Below are 15621 nucleotides of genomic sequence, written 5' to 3' on the forward strand. Positions count from 1 at the left end.
TCGTAGTTCCTCGATTAGACCAATACACCGGACTGGCGCAGGGCCTGACGCAGCGGTTCGTGACAACGGGGGCTCAGCCAGGTCAGCGGCAAGCGAATGCCGTCGGCCATCATGCCCATTTCGTTCAGGGCCCACTTCACCGGAATCGGGTTGGCTTCGATGAACAGGTTCTTGTGCAGGGGCATCAGCCGGTCGTTGATCGCACGGGCAATCGCTGCTTCACCGCGCATGGCCGCCGAGCACATGTCGCTCATCGCCCGCGGCGCCACGTTGGCGGTCACCGAGATGTTGCCCTTGCCGCCCAGCAGCATCAGCTCGACCGCAGTCGCGTCGTCGCCGGAGTAGAGCAGGAAGTTCGAGCTGACACGATCGAGGATATCGCGGGCACGCTGCAGGTCGCCGGTGGCTTCCTTGATGCCGATGATGTTGTCGACATTAGACAGGCGCTCGACGGTTTCCGGCAGCATGTCGCAGGCGGTACGCCCCGGCACGTTGTAGAGAATCTGTGGAATGGCCACTGCTTCGGCGATATGGCGGAAGTGCAGGTACAGGCCTTCCTGGGTCGGCTTGTTGTAGTACGGGGTGACCAGCAGGCAGGCATCGGCGCCAGCGCTCTTGGCGTTCTGGGTCAGCTCGACCGCTTCGCGGGTGGAGTTGGCACCCGTGCCGGCGATCACCGGGATGCGCCCACCGACTTGATCGACCACACGACGGATGACCTCGATGTGCTCGTTGACGTCGAGTGTCGCCGACTCACCTGTGGTGCCGACCGCGACGATGGCATTGGTGCCCTCTTGCAGGTGGAAATCCACCAGTTTGCTCAAGGCATCCCAATCGAGATTACCCTGTGCATCCATGGGCGTGACCAGTGCCACCATACTGCCCGCAATCATGCAACCGCTCCTGCCGAAAAAGAGAGCCGTAATGGTACTGGCGCCACCAGCCTTGCACAAGCGAAGTAGCAGGCGGCGTGAACGGCTGTGATTTCCGGCATTGGCCGCCGCTATCCGCTTGGCGATAGCGGTATCTGGTCATTCCCCTGGCGGGCGCTTTTCGCTACCCTGCGAGTTTGTTTGGCACTGTCTTATAGAGCCGAGCGCTCAACGTTTAGGAAGGCTGCATGTCCACCCCCTCAGTTCGCGAACAATTCCTCGTCATCAGTGCACTCGGCACCAACGCCATGGAGCTGACCAACGTCCTGTGCCGATCCAGCCATGAAAATCGCTGCGCGGTCGTCAGCACGCGCCTGAGCCGCCACGGAGAGTTCAGCGCACTGGTGCTGCAGGTATCTGGCAACTGGGATGCCCTGGCGCGCTTGGAAGCGGGCCTGCCGGCGCTGTCCAAGAAACATGAGTTCACCGCCAACGTGATCCGCAGCGCCGCCTCGGAAGTTCGTCCCCAGGCACTGCCTTACGTCGCCTATGTCAGTTCGGTGTACCGTCCGGACATCCTCAACGAACTGTGCCAGTTCTTCATCGACCACCGCGTCGAGCTGGAAAGCCTGACCTGTGATACCTACCAGGCTCCGCAGACCGGCGGCACCATGCTCAACGCCACGCTGACCGTCACCCTGCCCGCCGGCACCCAGATCAGTTGGTTGCGCGATCAGTTCCTCGACTTCGCCGACGCACTGAACCTGGATGCATTGATCGAACCCTGGCGTCCCCAGAATCCTTAAAGGAGCGTTTCATGGCCATCGCTATCGACTCCCCGATCCCCGATTTCAGCGCCCCCGCCACGGGCGGCGACTTCAACCTGGCCGCTTACAAGGGTAAGCAACTGGTGATCTATTTCTACCCGAAGGACAACACCCCGGGCTGCACCACCCAGGGCCAGGGTTTTCGTGACGGACACGACGCGTTCAGCGCGGCCAATACGGTCGTCATCGGCGTATCGCGCGACAGCCTGAAGACCCATGAGAACTTCAAGGCCAAGCAGGGTTTCACCTTCGAACTGATTTCGGACAAGGACGAAAGCGTCTGCCAGCTGTTCGACGTGATCAAACTGAAGAAGCTCTACGGCAAGGAATACCTGGGCATCGACCGCAGTACCTTCCTGATCGACAAGAACGGCGTTCTGCGCCAGGAGTGGCGAGGCGTCAAGGTACCCGGCCATGTGGATGAAGTATTGGCCGCCGCCCAGGCCCTCAACAAAGCCTGATACATATAAAAATGCCGCTCTCGAGCGGCATTTTTCATTTCTGCGCATTCAGCCTGGCATCACGCCTTGCGTAGCCAATAGCGGAACACTTCGCCCTCGGTTTCCTCACGAAGCAGCTCGTGGCCAGCCAGGCGAGCGAACGCCCGAAAGTCGCGCTGCGACCCGGCATCCGTGGCCAGCACCTTGAGCACGTCGCCACTGCTCAGGCCGTTGAGGGCCATCTTGGCCTTGAGCAAAGGCAGTGGGCAATTCAAGCCACACGCATCCAGCTCGGCCTGATGCTCGCCCTCCCACACCGGTACATCACTCATAACGCCCTCCGTTTTTTCCAGCCCGACAGCATAACCCAAGGCCCGCCGACGCTGGTCAGGCAAGTGCCTCCCGGCTACAGTACGGCACTGATCCGACAAGAGCTCCATGCATGAATTTTTTGCGCCCCATTACTCTGCTGACGCTCGCCTGCCTGCTGGCGCAACCGGCGACGGCCAACGACCTGCCGTCACTCGGCGACGCCAGCTCTGCCCTGGTTTCCCCGCAACAGGAATACCAGTTGGGCCGTGCCTGGCTGAGTATCGTCCGTGGCCAGGTCAGCCAGCTGTCGGATCCCCAGCTCAAGGACTTCGTCGAAAGCAGCGTCTACCGCCTGGCCGAAACCAGCCAGGTACAGGATCGGCGTCTCGAATTCGTCCTGCTCAACAGCCCGCAGATCAACGCCTTCGCGGCGCCAGGCGGGATCATCGGCGTCAACGGCGGACTGTTCCTCTATGCGCAGACCGAAGGCGAATATGCTTCGGTGCTGGCCCACGAACTCGCTCACTTGTCGCAACGCCACTTCGCCCGCGGCCTGGAAGCCCAGCAACGCATGCAACTGCCGGTCATGGCGGCGATGCTCGCCGGTATCGTCGCAGCCGCAGCGGGTGCCGGTGACGCCGGTATCGCCGCCATTGCCTCGACCCAGGCAGCGGCCATTCAGGAACAACGACGCTTCTCCCGGCAGAACGAGCAGGAGGCGGATCGTATCGGCCTGGTCAACCTGGAAAAGGCCGGCTACGACCCACGCTCGATGCCGAGCATGTTCGAGCGCCTGATGCGCCAATATCGCTACGACCGCATGCCGCCGGAGTTCCTCCTGACCCACCCGGTCTCCGAATCGCGCATCGCCGATACCCGCAACCGCGCCGAGCAGTACCAGGCTGGCGGCACCGAGGACAGCCTGCGCTACCAGCTGATGCGCGCCCGCGTACAGCTCACCTACGAAGAAACCCCGGGCATCGCTGCCAAACGCTTCCGTGCCCAGCTCGATGAAAACCCCAACATGGATGCTGCGCGCTACGGCCTGACCATCGCCCTGATCAAAGGCAGCCAGTTCGACGAAGCGCGCGACACGCTTGCGCCCTTGCTGCAAAAGGCCCCGGACGATGTCACCTACAACCTGGCGCAGATCAGTCTGGACTCGGCGGCCAACCGCCTCTCGGACGCCGAGCAGCGCATCAAGCGCCTGCTCGATCTGTACCCTGGCAATTATCCGCTGAACCAGGCCCGTATCGATCTGCTACTCAAGCAGCGCAGCATCCCTGAGGCCGAGCGGGCACTGAATGACCTGCTCAAGCGCCGCGTAAAGGATCCGGACGTCTGGTATCAGGTGGCGGAAGTGCGCGGCCTCAGTGGCAATACCATCGGCCTGCATCAGGCACGCGCCGAGTTCTTTGCGCTGGTGGGGGATTTCAACCAGGCCATCGAGCAGCTCGATTTCGCCAAACGCCGGGCCAGCAACAACTTCCAGCTGGCCTCACGTATCGACGCCCGCCAGAAAGAGCTGATCGAAGAAAAGCGCATGACGGAAGAAATGCTGCGCGGCTAAGCAAGGGCGCTACAAGCCATCCGTAGATACCGTCTTGACCCCAAGTCGGCAAGAGGCCGTTCGGAGCCAGGGCCCACTTGTAGGAGCGTCGACCCTGGCGCGAATCGATGGCGGCCTTATCGCAATATCTGGCGTTGTGCCTATTGGTGGCGCCGTGCAGAACCGTAGGATGGGTGAAACCCATCAATTGCCGGTGGGTTTCATCACATTGCCGCCAGCAGACGACTCACAGCAGATTACAAACAAGCCTCAGGCATTACCTGCCAGCTTCAGCCGCGCCGCCTGGGTAAAGTCCAGCATGCGCTTGAGCGGCTTGATCGCCCGCGGGATCAGTGCCGGATCGACGAATACTTCGTTACTGCCCTCACGCAGGCACTGCAGCGTGCGCTGCAAGGTATTCATCGCCATCCAGGGGCAGTTGGCGCAACTGCGGCAAGCGGCGCCATTGCCGGCGGTCGGCGCCGCGACGAATTCCTTGTCCGGACACAACTGCTGCATCTTGTAGAAGATGCCGCGGTCGGTGGCGACGATGAAGGTCTTGTTCGGCATGCGCTGCGCAGCGGCGATCAACTGACTGGTCGAGCCCACCGCATCGGCCAGGTCGATCACCGCCGTAGGCGACTCCGGGTGCACCAGCACTGCCGCGTCCGGATACAGCGCTTTCATCTCTTCAAGCTGACGGGCCTTGAACTCCTCGTGGACGATGCAGGCACCATCCCAGAGCAGCATGTCGGCACCGGTCTTGTTCTGGATGAAACGCCCCAGGTGCTGATCCGGCGCCCAGATGATGCTCTCGCCGTTGTCCATCAGGTGCTCGACGATCTCCACGGCGCAACTGGAAGTCACCACCCAGTCGGCACGCGCTTTCACCGCCGCGGAGGTATTGGCGTAAACCACCACGGTGCGCTGCGGATGCTGGTCGCAGAAGGCGGCGAACTCGTCGACCGGGCAACCCAGATCCAGCGAGCAAGTCGCCTCCAGCGTCGGCATCAGCACACGCTTCTCAGGGTTGAGGATCTTCGCCGTCTCACCCATGAACTTGACACCGGCGACCAGCACGGTCTGCGCCGAATGCTGATTACCGAAGCGCGCCATCTCCAGGGAATCGGACACACAGCCGCCGGTTTCTTCGGCAAGCGCCTGCAGCAACGGGTCGCAGTAATAGTGAGCGACCAGCACGGCATTCTGTCGCGTCAGTTCTTTTGCAATTTCATCACGGTAAAACGCTTCCTGCTCCGCCGTCAGCGTCTCTGGCTGTTTGGCATCAAGATGAGCTTGGACAAGAAGTCGTTCGGCAATCTGCGTCATGTCGTCAGGCCCTGTTGAGGTCTATCAGCACGGAACGTGGAGTATACCGCCAGACACACTGGGCTGGTCGGAACACGCAGAGGGGCTTCGCACAGGGTACAACGGCGGGCGCCGGCCTTGCGCGGGCGCGCATGTTAAGTGCATTGCGAGGCCTTTTTCAATCACGCAATCAGCCTACTATCGATCCACCGGTTGATCGCCACGATAAACCGCCGCATCATCAGCACAAGAACGCGACTGCTTGAGCGACACCCGCCAAGCTGGAACGTGAAGCCACTGAATCGGGAGAAGCCCTCCCGAGCGCCTGCCAGGCGCAATGGCTACACGTGGCCGACCAAGTTCAGTACCGCAGAGGCCGAGTACGACCTCTGAATGGATCATAGTTACCACCACTTCTGGAAAACACTGGCCACGCGCGCGCCCCGCAGTGGTCGTTCAGCGATTGAGGATGTCATGGCTTACGAAAGCATCGAATGGGACAAGCTGGGTTTCGACTACATCAAGACCGACCAGCGTTATCTGTCGCACTGGCGCGACGGCGAGTGGGATCAGGGTACCCTGACTGAAGACAACGTCCTGCACATCAGCGAAGGCTCCACCGCCCTGCACTATGGCCAACAGTGCTTCGAAGGCCTCAAGGCCTACCGCTGCAAGGATGGCTCGATCAATCTGTTCCGCCCGGATCAGAACGCCCAGCGCATGCAGCGCAGCTGCGCCCGCCTGCTGATGCCGGCACCGTCGAACGAGCAGTTCATCGAGGCCTGCAAGCAGGTCGTACGCGCCAACGAGCGCTTCATCCCGCCGTACGGCTCCGGCGGCGCGCTGTACCTGCGCCCCTTCGTGATCGGCGTTGGCGACAACATCGGCGTGCGTACCGCGCCCGAGTTCATCTTCTCGGTGTTCTGCATCCCGGTCGGCCCTTACTTCAAGGGCGGCATGAAGCCGAACAACTTCGTCATATCGAGCTATGACCGCGCGGCCCCCCAGGGCACTGGCGCTGCCAAGGTCGGTGGTAACTATGCAGCCAGCCTGATGCCGGGCTCGCAAGCGAAGAAGAACAACTTCGCCGACTGCATCTACCTCGATCCGCAGACTCACACCAAGATCGAAGAAGTGGGCTCGGCGAACTTCTTCGCCATCACCCACAACGACGAGTTCGTTACACCGAAATCGCCATCGGTACTGCCGGGTATCACCCGCCTGTCGCTGATCGAACTGGCACAGAGCCGTCTGGGCCTGAAGGTCATCGAAGGTGACGTATTCATCGACCGTCTGAGCGATTTCAAGGAAGCCGGCGCCTGCGGTACTGCGGCGGTGATCACCCCGATCGGCGGTATCGAGTACGAGGGCAAGCTCCACGTCTTCTACAGCGAGAAAGAGGTCGGACCGATCATCAGCCGTCTGTACAGCGAGCTGACCGGCGTGCAGTCCGGTGATGTCGAAGCGCCACAAGGCTGGATCGTCAAAGTCTGATGCGACGTGCTGGCGGGCCTCAATGGCTCGCCAGCGCAAGCAGGCTGGACGCATGTACCCAAAACGAAAAAAGCCCGGATATCTTCACGATATCCGGGCTTTTTTGTGCGCCTTCACCGGGAAGGCTTGAAATGGTGGGTCGTGTAGGATTCGAACCTACGACCAATTGGTTAAAAGCCAACTGCTCTACCAACTGAGCTAACGACCCGTGGTGCGAGCGGCATGATACTGATTTAACTCAGGAATTCAACACCCACCAGAAAATAATTTATTGATAGCGAGTAGGATCGACCACACCAGCGGCGGCGAAGCCGGCCGAGCGCAAACGACAGCTATCGCATTTCCCGCAGGCACGGCCGTCGTCATCGGCCAGATAGCAGGAAACGGTCAGGCCGTAATCCACACCCAGGCGCGAACCAGCCTGGACGATTTCAGCCTTGCTCATCATCTGCAACGGCGCCTGGATACGGATGCTCTGCCCTTCTACGCCCATTTTGGTCGCCAGGTTGGCCACCCGCTCGAAGGCTTCGACGAACTCCGGCCGGCAATCCGGGTAACCGGAATAATCCACCGCGTTGACGCCGATGAAGATGTCCTGCGCCTCCAGCACTTCGGCCCAACCCAAAGCCAGGGCCAGAAACACGGTATTGCGCGCGGGCACGTAGGTGACCGGGATACCCGTGGTCGGGCTCTGCGGTACATCGATGCTCGAATCGGTCAGCGCCGAGCCACCGATACCACCGAGGTTCATGCCGATCACCTTGTGCTCGACCACACCCAGTTGCCGCGCGACACGCTCGGCGGCCTGCAGCTCGGAGCGATGCCGCTGGCCATAGTCGAAGCTCATGCTGTAGCAGCTGTAACCCTGCTCTTTGGCCATGGCTACCACGGTCGCGGAGTCGAGGCCGCCGGACAGAAGGATGACCGCTTTCTTTTCACTCATGTCAGTGCCCCGGCTCGTCGTTCCAAAGAATCTTGTGAAGCTGCAGTTGCATGCGCACCGGCAGGTTGTCGGCAATCACCCATTCGGCCAGCTCTCGGCCACTCACCTGCTGGTGGCTGGGTGAAAACAACAACTCACCGGCGCGCTCGGCCAGGCCGTACTGAATGATCTTGCTCACCGACCAGTCATAGTCCTCACGCGAACAGATGACGAACTTGACCTGATCCCGTGGCTGCAGGTACTCGATGTTTTCATAGCGATTGCGCGCTACCTCGGCGGATCCTGGCGTTTTCAGGTCAATGACCTTGCTGACCCGCGTATCGACCGCGGAAACGTCCAGGGCGCCACTGGTCTCCAGGGACACGTCATAACCGGCGTCGCACAAGCGCTCGAGCAAGGGAATGCAGTTGGGCTGTGTCAGCGGCTCACCACCGGTTACACAGACATAACGCGGTCGATAGCTCGCGACTTGCTCGAGGATGGCGTCCAGCGTGAGGACTTCACCACCACTGAAGGCATAGGCGGTATCGCAGTACTGACAACGCAGGGGGCAGCCGGTCAGGCGTACGAATACCGTCGGCAAGCCGGCAGTACGCGTCTCCCCCTGCAACGAGAAAAAGATCTCGGTGATGCGCAGGGTATCTTTCATAAGGGCCACGGGCGTGACGGCGAAACAGGCCATCCGCCTCCGTTGCGAAAAAGGACGGCGATTCTAAACGAAAAAAATGGCCGGGAGTCATTTTTGACGTCGCTTGCGACGGCCCAAAGGGTGGCCGCCAAGAATGACAGGCCATAAAAAACCCGCGACAGGCGCGGGTTTCGCTCGGAAGCCTGGATCTACTGGATTCTCTGCAAGTCACGCTGCGCCAGTTGCGCAGCCGAAGTACCCGGGTATTGCGCGATAACCTGCTGCAGGATGCCCTTGGCCTTGTCGTTGTTGCCCAGGCGAATTTCCACATCGGCCAACTTGAACAGCGAATCAGGCACCTTGGAATGCTGCGGGTAGGCCTGACTGACTTTGGCGAAGGCTTGACCTGCGCCCTGCAGATCACCCTTGGCGAGGTTCACCTCACCCAACCAGTATTGAGCGTTGCCTGCGTACTGACTGTCCGGATAACGACGCAGGAACGCGGCGAAGGCCTGGCTGGCCTTGTCGAAATCCTTGGCCTTGATCAGGTCGAAGGCAGCGTCGTAAAACAGCTTTTCCTTGGCGGGATCTGCCGGCTCGCCGGAGGCTTGCGCCTGCCCTGCGCCACCAGCAGGAGAACCGTCGGCACCATTGCTGGCGCCAGCGGCTGGAGAATTCTGTGTGGTTGCAGCACCGGCTGCGGCACCACTGCTCAGACGTTTATCAAGATCCTGGTAACGCTCCAGGCCTTCCTGCTTCAAACGCTGAATGTCGTTCTGCTGCTCTTCAAGCATGCCTCGCAGTTGCGCAATTTCCTGCTGCATCTGCTGTAGCTGATTGAACAACATGCCCTGCGCCGAAGATGGGGTTTCCACCCCACCTCCAGCGTAGGCGCCAGACGTGCCGTAACCGGCATTCGGATTACCACCACCGTTACCGGTACTGCCATCCTGTACGGGAATCTGAGCCCAGGCCGCAAGCGGCAGGCTCAGCGCCATTACGGTTACTACACGTCGGCACATTCGCATATCGAATTACTTACGCAGTTCGACGCGACGGTTCTGAGCCCAGGATTGCTCGTCGTTGCCAGTGGCAACCGGACGCTCTTCACCGTAGGAAACCAGTTCCAGCTGAGCTGGGGAAACGCCCTGCAGTACCAGGTAACGCTGAACGGCCTTGGCACGACGCTCGCCCAGAGCCATGTTGTATTCGCGGGTACCGCGCTCGTCAGCGTGGCCTTCCAGGACGACGCGAGCGCCGTTGCCTTTCAGATCCTTGGCATGAACGTCCAGAGCACGCATGGCTTCCGGCTTCAGGTCAGAGCTGTCGTATTCGAAGTAGAAAGTGGTGATAGCGCGCAGAGCGGCTTCTTCACTCAGGCTGCCGTCGACAGCGTCGGTGCTTGCACCGTAGCCAGCGTTCGGGTCTACAGCACCTTCGCCAGCGGTGTCACCGCCTTTGGAGGAACAGCCAACAGCCACGGCGAGAGCCAGGCTCAGTGCAGCAAACTTGCCAAATTTCAGCATTTCCATGTGTAACTCCTAATGAACCCCAGTGTGTTAAGCATACAAACAGGTGAAGCACCGCGCATCAGTTCAGGAAGGGGGACCAGGATGGCTCTCGAACTTCGCCTTGAGCGGTAGGTAGAGGGAGCCTAACGCGGCCATTAATGGACGCTAACATCAGGACTCCCCGCCCCTGCTGGCGGGTAGCGTAGATTAGCATGGTGCCATTGGGCGCAACAGTAGGCGACTCATCCAAACTTGTATCTGAAAGAATGCGCAGATTGCCACGCTCAAGATCCTGTGCTGCTACCTTGAACACGGTGTAACCATCCTGGCGATGAATCATTACCAGGGTCTTTTCGTCGGCAGACAATTTTGGGTTGGCATTGTAATTGCCGACGAAGGTCACTCGTTCGACCGCACCAGTATTGATGTTGGTCTTGTAAATCTGTGGCCTGCCAGAACGGTCAGAGGTGAAATAGATCGTCTGACCATCTTTGCCCCAGAAGGGCTCGGTATCGATAGCGTAGTGATTGGTGACACGGCGCAAGTTCCGGGAGGCCATGTCCATGACATAGATTTCCGGGTTGCCGTCTTTCGACAGGGTGAACGCCAGCTTGCTGCCATCCGGCGACCAGGCCGGCGCACCGTTGAGGCCTTCGAAATTGGTAACCTGCTCACGACGACCGGTATCGATGTGCTGGACGAAGATACGCGGACGCTTCTGCTCGAAGGAAACGTAAGCGATACGCTTGCCATCGGAAGCGAAGGACGGCGACAGGATCGGCTCGCGCGACTGCAGCAGAGTGACCGCACGGGCACCGTCATAGTCCGAACGCTGCAGGGTATAGCGGGTATTGTTGACACCGAAGCGCTCCGCCGTGACGTACAGCATTCGGGTGGAGAATGCACCCTTGACGCCTGTCAGCTTCTCGAACGACTGATCGGCGATATGGTGAGCCATGTCGCGCAGTTGATCGGTGCTGCCACCCACGTTGCCGGTCAGCACCTGCTGCTCGGTGGCGACGTTGAACAGGGCGAACTGCACCTGCAGACGCGCACCGTTCGGCACGATATTGCCGACCAGCACGTACTGGGCGCCCAGCGCTTTCCAGTCGCGGTAGATGACTTCGCTGCCCTGGGTCGGCAGGCTGATCATGTTCTGCCGCGGGATCGGCTCGAACACGCCGGAGTTGCGCAGATCATTGCCTACGATGGTGGCGATGTCTTCGGGCAGCACATTGCCGCCCTGCCAGCCGAACGGCACCACGGCGATCGGGGTGGCCCGATCAGTGCCGGTGCTGATCACCAGTGGATCAGCCGCCTGCACGGTACCGACCAGCATGGCCAGCCCCAGCACAACGATTCGCATCAGGGTATTCACAGACCTAAATCCTCCGGTTTGAAGACGGCACGACGCTGCCGGTAAAGCCGATCGAACGTGGCGCGATCAAGTTGCTGCATTTCTGCAATGCGCCCCACGTTGCGCACTGCCTGTACTGCTGAACTGTCGAACGGTGAGTCGCCGCTGGAGCGGCTGATGCTGGCATTGGTGATGGTGCCGTCGGGCAACATCTCGATCAGCACTTCCACACTCATGCCATTGCGCGCCGAAGGCGGACGCCGCCACTGCTCGCTTACCAGCTTGACGATCAGATCATCGAGGTTGCCCGCCACCTGATCGCCCTGCGTCTCGGCCAGCGCCTGTTGCCGCTCGGTGTCATCGGACAGCAGCTCGGCCAGAGCCGCTGCTTTCTTGTCCTCGACCGCCTTGCGCTCGGCTGCCTGGGCATTGGCTTTTTTCTTGGCATCTTCAGCAGCCTTTTTCTTCGCTGCATCAGCTGCCGCTTTCTTCTTCGCCTCTTCGGCTGCCTTTTTCTTGGCATCCTCGGCGGCTTTCTTCTTCGCAGCTTCGTCAGCGGCCTTTTTCTTGTCGGCCTCTTCCGCCGCCTTTACCTTGGCGGCGTCAGCCAGCTTCTTCTGCTCGGCGGCTTTCGCCGCAGCATCGGCCTCTGCCTTTTTCGCTGCATCGGCCTTTCGAGCTTCTTCGACTTTCTTTTGTTCCGCTGCTTTAGCGGCCTGCTGCTGTGCCTCCGCCTGAGCCTGCTTTTCCTGCTCGGCCTTTTTCTGTTCGAGCTGTTCGGTCTCGAACTGCGGCGCAGCGGTTTTCTTGGCTTCGCCTGCGATCTTCTGGTTGGTCTGGGTCGTAGCCTGGCTCTGCGATTTCAATTGGTACAGGGTAGCCTGCACGATCGGTTTTGCCGGTGGCAGATCGGGCGCGAAGGCAAAACTGACGAACAGCATGCCGAACATCAGCGCATGCAGCCCTACAGCCCAGACCACCGGCCAGAACAGGCTTTCCGAAGGTGAGCGTTCACGCTGCCGCATCAGGGTGCCTCGGTAATCAGGCCGACGTTACCCACGCCAGCCTGTTGCAAGCCACCCATGGCGGACATCACGGTGCCGTAATCGACCGCCTTGTCGCCACGCACGAACACCTGCACCTGCTTACCCTGGCTGCGGGTCTGATTGATGATCGCGGTAACCGCGCGAGTCATCTCGTCCAGGGTCAGGGCGCGATCCTGCACGGTATCGGTATCCACTTCCGAGCCCATGTTCCAGTAGTAGGACTTGTCGGACTTGATGGAAATGGTCAATACCTGAGAATCGTTGTCCTGAGGCAGCACTTCGCTGCTGACCTGAGGCAGGTCGACCTTGACTCCCTGATTGAGCATCGGCGCCGTAACCATGAAGATGACCAGCAGCACCAACATCACATCGATGTAAGGCACTACGTTCATCTCGGAGACGGGCTTGCGTCTGTTGCGAATTCTGGCCATGGCTCTGAAAACCTATCTATGAATGCCTAAGGCTTAGTCTTCACTACTGTGCACTTTACGGTGCAGGATCGCCTGGAACTCGTCGGCGAAGGTGTAGTAACGCGAGATCAGCATTTCACCGCGGGCAGCGAAGCGGTTGTAGGCGATAACGGCTGGAATCGCAGCGAACAGGCCGATAGCAGTAGCGATCAGTGCCTCGGCGATGCCGGGCGCGACGGTCGCCAGGGTGGCCTGCTGCACTTGAGCCAGGCCGCGGAAAGAGTTCATGATCCCCCAGACGGTACCGAACAGGCCGATATAGGGGCTGGTGGAACCGACGGTAGCGAGAAACGGCAGGCTCTGTTCGAGCTTCTCTTCTTCACGGGAAATGGCCACGCGCATGGAGCGAGCGACACCATCCATGACCGCGTCCGGATCCATGCCAGGCTGCTGGCGAAGGCGGGAAAACTCCTTGAAGCCGGCACGGAAAATTTGCTCCAGCCCCGAATCGGGATCCGGATTGCTACCCGCCTGACGATACAGCTTGGACAGATCGATACCGGACCAAAAGCGCTCCTCGAAGTTGTCCAGCGCACGCTTGGCACCGCGCAGCATGCTGCTGCGCTGGAAGATGATGACCCACGAAGTGACCGATGCGGCCACCAGGGTCAACATCACCAACTGCACCACCAGACTGGCGTTGCTGATCAGACTCCACATCGACATGTGGTCAACGGCGTTGGCTTCCACGCTTACTCTCCTGCAGTAGATGTACCGGCACCATCCTCTCCGGCGAACGCAGTTCGCAGAGACAGAGGCATGGCCCGGGGTTTGAAATTATCGGCGCGCACACAGGCCACCAGGAACTGCCCCTCACAGAGCAGCACGTTATCCGTCACCCGCCTCACCTGTTGACGAAAGCGCAGGCTGGCACGGTTCAATTCAGTTACTTCGGCACTGACCAGCAATTCGTCGTCCAGCCGCGCCGGTGCGTGATAACGCGCCTCGCTGGAGTGCACGACGAACAACAGGCCCTCACCTGCCAGCGTCGACTGGGCGAAACCCAGTTCGCGCAGCCGCTCGGTGCGAGCCCGCTCCATGAATTTGAGGTAGTTGACGTAATAGACGACTCCACCGGCATCAGTGTCTTCGTAGTAAACACGACAGCGATGGGCGAACGGCTGACCGGCGTATTGCGCGCGCATACTCTAGTGCCAGCCCCGAGTCTTGCCAATCGGCCCGACAAGTATTTTTTTCATTGCCCTTCTCCATCAATGAACAAGTCGAGGGTTGGCCGTTCATCCATGCGCTTCGGCGTGTTCAAGCCAAAGTGCAAGTAAGCATGTCGGGTCACGACTCGCCCTCTCGGCGTGCGCATGATGTAACCCTGCTGGATCAGATACGGCTCCAGCACGTCCTCGATGGTATGCCGCTCCTCGCTAATCGCTGCCGCCAGGCTATCGACACCGACCGGACCGCCATCGAACTTCTCGATCATGGTCAGCAGCAAACGTCGATCCTGATGATCGAACCCCCGCTCATCCACATCCAACAGGTTCAATGCCAGGTCGGCGATCTGCCGGGTGATGTCGCCCTGCCCGCGGACTTCGGCGAAGTCTCGCACGCGGCGTAGCAACCGATTGGCAATACGCGGCGTCCCCCGAGCGCGGCGGGCGATCTCGAACGCCCCCTTTGCCTCAATGGGCAAACCGAGAATTCCCGCCGCCCGGGTGATGATGGTCGCCAGATCCTCGGTACCGTAGAACTCGAGACGCTGCACGATACCGAACCGGTCACGCAACGGATTGGTCAGCATGCCAGCCCGAGTGGTGGCGCCAACCAGGGTGAATGGCGGCAGATCCAGCTTGATCGAGCGTGCGGCAGGCCCCTCACCGATCATGATGTCGAGCTGAAAGTCTTCCATCGCCGGGTACAGCACTTCCTCGACAATAGGCGACAAGCGGTGAATCTCGTCGATGAACAGCACATCGCCCGGCTCAAGATTGGTCAACAGCGCCGCCAGATCGCCGGGGCGCTCGAGCACAGGACCCGAGGTGCTTTTGATGGAAACATTCATTTCCTGGGCGATGATGTTCGCCAGGGTGGTCTTGCCCAAACCCGGCGGGCCGAAGATCAACGTGTGATCGAGTGATTCCTTGCGACCTCGGGCCGCCTGGATAAACAGTTCCATCTGCTCGCGAACGACGGGCTGCCCAATGTACTCGGCCAGCGTCAGCGGGCGAATGGCGCGGTCGACCTGCTCATCGCGGTCGCGGCTGCCTGCCGTAACCAGCCTGTCTGCTTCGAGCATCTACAGCATTCCCTTCAACGCACGACGAATCATGTCTTCACTACTCAACCCATCTTCTTTGACCGCCGAAACGGCGCGACTGGCTTCCTGCGGTTTGTAGCCCAGGGAGATAAGCGCACTGACCGCATCATTCTCCGCGCTTGTGACTGCGCTACCGGCACGAGGTTCAACCACCAGATTGGCCATGCCGGGCACGGTCTCCCAGGCCTTGAAGCGATCCTTGAGCTCGACCAGCAGGCGCTCGGCGGTTTTCTTGCCGACGCCGGGAATCTTCACCAGCGCAGCCGTGTCCTGAGCCTGTACGCAACGCACCAGTTCATCGACCTCGAGCCCCGACATCAACGCCAGCGCCAGCTTCGGGCCGACGCCATTGAGGCGGATCAGCTCACGGAACAGCTCGCGCTCGCGTTTCTCGAAAAAGCCATAAAGCAGATGCGCATCCTCACGCACCACCAGGTGGGTGTGCAGCGTCAGCGGCTCACCCACCGGGGGCAAACGGTACAACGTGGTCATGGGGACTTCCAGCTCATAGCCCAGACCATTCACATCCAGAATCAAATGCGGCGGCTGCTTTTCCGCCAGGGTGCCGCGTAAACGCCCGATCATCGCGCCG

The 15621-nt window shown here is 60.3% G+C and carries 18 protein-coding genes and 1 tRNA gene; 4 read left to right on the forward strand and 15 right to left on the reverse strand.

Features of this window, described 5'->3' with window-relative positions:
* Positions 1 to 14 precede the first annotated feature (14 nt).
* The gene (gene dapA / locus DNK10_RS23355; RefSeq protein WP_131181091.1) at positions 15 to 893 is read right to left on the reverse strand and encodes a 4-hydroxy-tetrahydrodipicolinate synthase; all 879 of its coding nucleotides are present in this window, start codon (positions 891 to 893) and stop codon (positions 15 to 17) included.
* A gap of 227 nt (positions 894 to 1120) precedes the next feature.
* Here dapA and DNK10_RS23360 point away from each other — a divergent pair, with 227 nt between their 5' ends.
* Positions 1121 to 1678: a glycine cleavage system transcriptional repressor gene (locus DNK10_RS23360; protein WP_131181092.1), complete on the forward strand. Its 558-nt coding sequence runs from the start codon at positions 1121 to 1123 to the stop codon at positions 1676 to 1678.
* An 11-nt stretch (positions 1679 to 1689) separates the two neighbouring features.
* Positions 1690 to 2160 carry a peroxiredoxin gene (locus DNK10_RS23365; RefSeq protein WP_131181093.1) on the forward strand — a complete coding sequence of 157 codons (471 nt, stop codon included), beginning with the start codon at positions 1690 to 1692 and terminating at the stop codon, positions 2158 to 2160.
* A gap of 59 nt (positions 2161 to 2219) precedes the next feature.
* Here DNK10_RS23365 and DNK10_RS23370 read toward each other — a convergent pair whose 3' ends face one another.
* The gene (locus DNK10_RS23370; protein ID WP_131181094.1) at positions 2220 to 2471 is read right to left on the reverse strand and encodes a sulfurtransferase TusA family protein; all 252 of its coding nucleotides are present in this window, start codon (positions 2469 to 2471) and stop codon (positions 2220 to 2222) included.
* A gap of 110 nt (positions 2472 to 2581) precedes the next feature.
* On the opposite strand from DNK10_RS23370, the gene DNK10_RS23375 reads away from it, so the two are divergent.
* Positions 2582 to 4021: a M48 family metalloprotease gene (locus tag DNK10_RS23375; protein ID WP_131181095.1), complete on the forward strand. Its 1440-nt coding sequence runs from the start codon at positions 2582 to 2584 to the stop codon at positions 4019 to 4021.
* A 249-nt stretch (positions 4022 to 4270) separates the two neighbouring features.
* Here the strand turns inward: DNK10_RS23375 and nadA are convergent, their stop codons facing one another.
* Positions 4271 to 5329, reverse strand: coding sequence for a quinolinate synthase NadA (gene nadA, locus DNK10_RS23380; protein WP_131193204.1), 1059 nt, complete (start codon positions 5327 to 5329; stop codon positions 4271 to 4273).
* 453 nt (positions 5330 to 5782) lie between these two features.
* On the opposite strand from nadA, the gene DNK10_RS23385 reads away from it, so the two are divergent.
* Positions 5783 to 6802, forward strand: coding sequence for a branched-chain amino acid aminotransferase (locus tag DNK10_RS23385; RefSeq protein ID WP_131193205.1), 1020 nt, complete (start codon positions 5783 to 5785; stop codon positions 6800 to 6802).
* Between the two features lie 132 nt (positions 6803 to 6934).
* Here the strand turns inward: DNK10_RS23385 and DNK10_RS23390 are convergent.
* The 12 genes from DNK10_RS23390 to ruvA form a co-directional block, all read right to left on the reverse strand.
* Positions 6935 to 7010 (reverse strand) — tRNA-Lys (locus DNK10_RS23390).
* A 60-nt stretch (positions 7011 to 7070) separates the two neighbouring features.
* Complete coding sequence (gene queC / locus DNK10_RS23395) at positions 7071 to 7745, reverse strand: 7-cyano-7-deazaguanine synthase QueC (RefSeq protein ID WP_131181098.1); 675 nt, start codon at positions 7743 to 7745, stop codon at positions 7071 to 7073.
* 1 nt (position 7746) lies between these two features.
* A complete protein-coding gene (gene queE / locus DNK10_RS23400) occupies positions 7747 to 8394 on the reverse strand; it encodes a 7-carboxy-7-deazaguanine synthase QueE (protein WP_131193206.1) in 648 nt (215 codons plus the stop codon).
* 188 nt (positions 8395 to 8582) lie between these two features.
* Positions 8583 to 9401 carry a tol-pal system protein YbgF gene (gene ybgF, locus DNK10_RS23405; protein ID WP_131181100.1) on the reverse strand — a complete coding sequence of 273 codons (819 nt, stop codon included), beginning with the start codon at positions 9399 to 9401 and terminating at the stop codon, positions 8583 to 8585.
* A 6-nt stretch (positions 9402 to 9407) separates the two neighbouring features.
* Complete coding sequence (pal, locus tag DNK10_RS23410; protein ID WP_131181101.1) at positions 9408 to 9905, reverse strand: peptidoglycan-associated lipoprotein Pal; 498 nt, start codon at positions 9903 to 9905, stop codon at positions 9408 to 9410.
* Between the two features lie 58 nt (positions 9906 to 9963).
* Complete coding sequence (gene tolB / locus DNK10_RS23415; protein ID WP_131181102.1) at positions 9964 to 11262, reverse strand: Tol-Pal system beta propeller repeat protein TolB; 1299 nt, start codon at positions 11260 to 11262, stop codon at positions 9964 to 9966.
* Positions 11259 to 12269: a cell envelope integrity protein TolA gene (tolA, locus tag DNK10_RS23420; RefSeq protein ID WP_131181103.1), complete on the reverse strand. Its 1011-nt coding sequence runs from the start codon at positions 12267 to 12269 to the stop codon at positions 11259 to 11261. The genes tolB and tolA overlap by 4 nt, the downstream gene beginning before the upstream one ends.
* Positions 12266 to 12718: a protein TolR gene (tolR, locus tag DNK10_RS23425; RefSeq protein WP_131181104.1), complete on the reverse strand. Its 453-nt coding sequence runs from the start codon at positions 12716 to 12718 to the stop codon at positions 12266 to 12268. Before tolR ends, tolA begins: the two co-directional genes overlap by 4 nt.
* A 33-nt stretch (positions 12719 to 12751) precedes the next feature.
* Positions 12752 to 13447, reverse strand: a complete 696-nt coding sequence (gene tolQ, locus DNK10_RS23430; protein WP_131181105.1) for a protein TolQ — start codon at positions 13445 to 13447, stop codon at positions 12752 to 12754.
* A gap of 2 nt (positions 13448 to 13449) precedes the next feature.
* Entirely contained in the window at positions 13450 to 13902 is a 453-nt protein-coding gene (gene ybgC, locus DNK10_RS23435; protein WP_131193207.1) for a tol-pal system-associated acyl-CoA thioesterase, read from the reverse strand.
* A gap of 50 nt (positions 13903 to 13952) precedes the next feature.
* The gene (gene ruvB, locus DNK10_RS23440; protein ID WP_131181107.1) at positions 13953 to 15008 is read right to left on the reverse strand and encodes a Holliday junction branch migration DNA helicase RuvB; all 1056 of its coding nucleotides are present in this window, start codon (positions 15006 to 15008) and stop codon (positions 13953 to 13955) included.
* The gene (gene ruvA / locus DNK10_RS23445; RefSeq protein ID WP_131181108.1) at positions 15009 to 15614 is read right to left on the reverse strand and encodes a Holliday junction branch migration protein RuvA; all 606 of its coding nucleotides are present in this window, start codon (positions 15612 to 15614) and stop codon (positions 15009 to 15011) included.
* Positions 15615 to 15621: the final 7 nt, after the last annotated feature.

Origin of the sequence: Phytopseudomonas daroniae (assembly GCF_004327275.1) — a bacterium.
Taxonomy (GTDB): domain Bacteria; phylum Pseudomonadota; class Gammaproteobacteria; order Pseudomonadales; family Pseudomonadaceae; genus Aquipseudomonas; species Aquipseudomonas daroniae.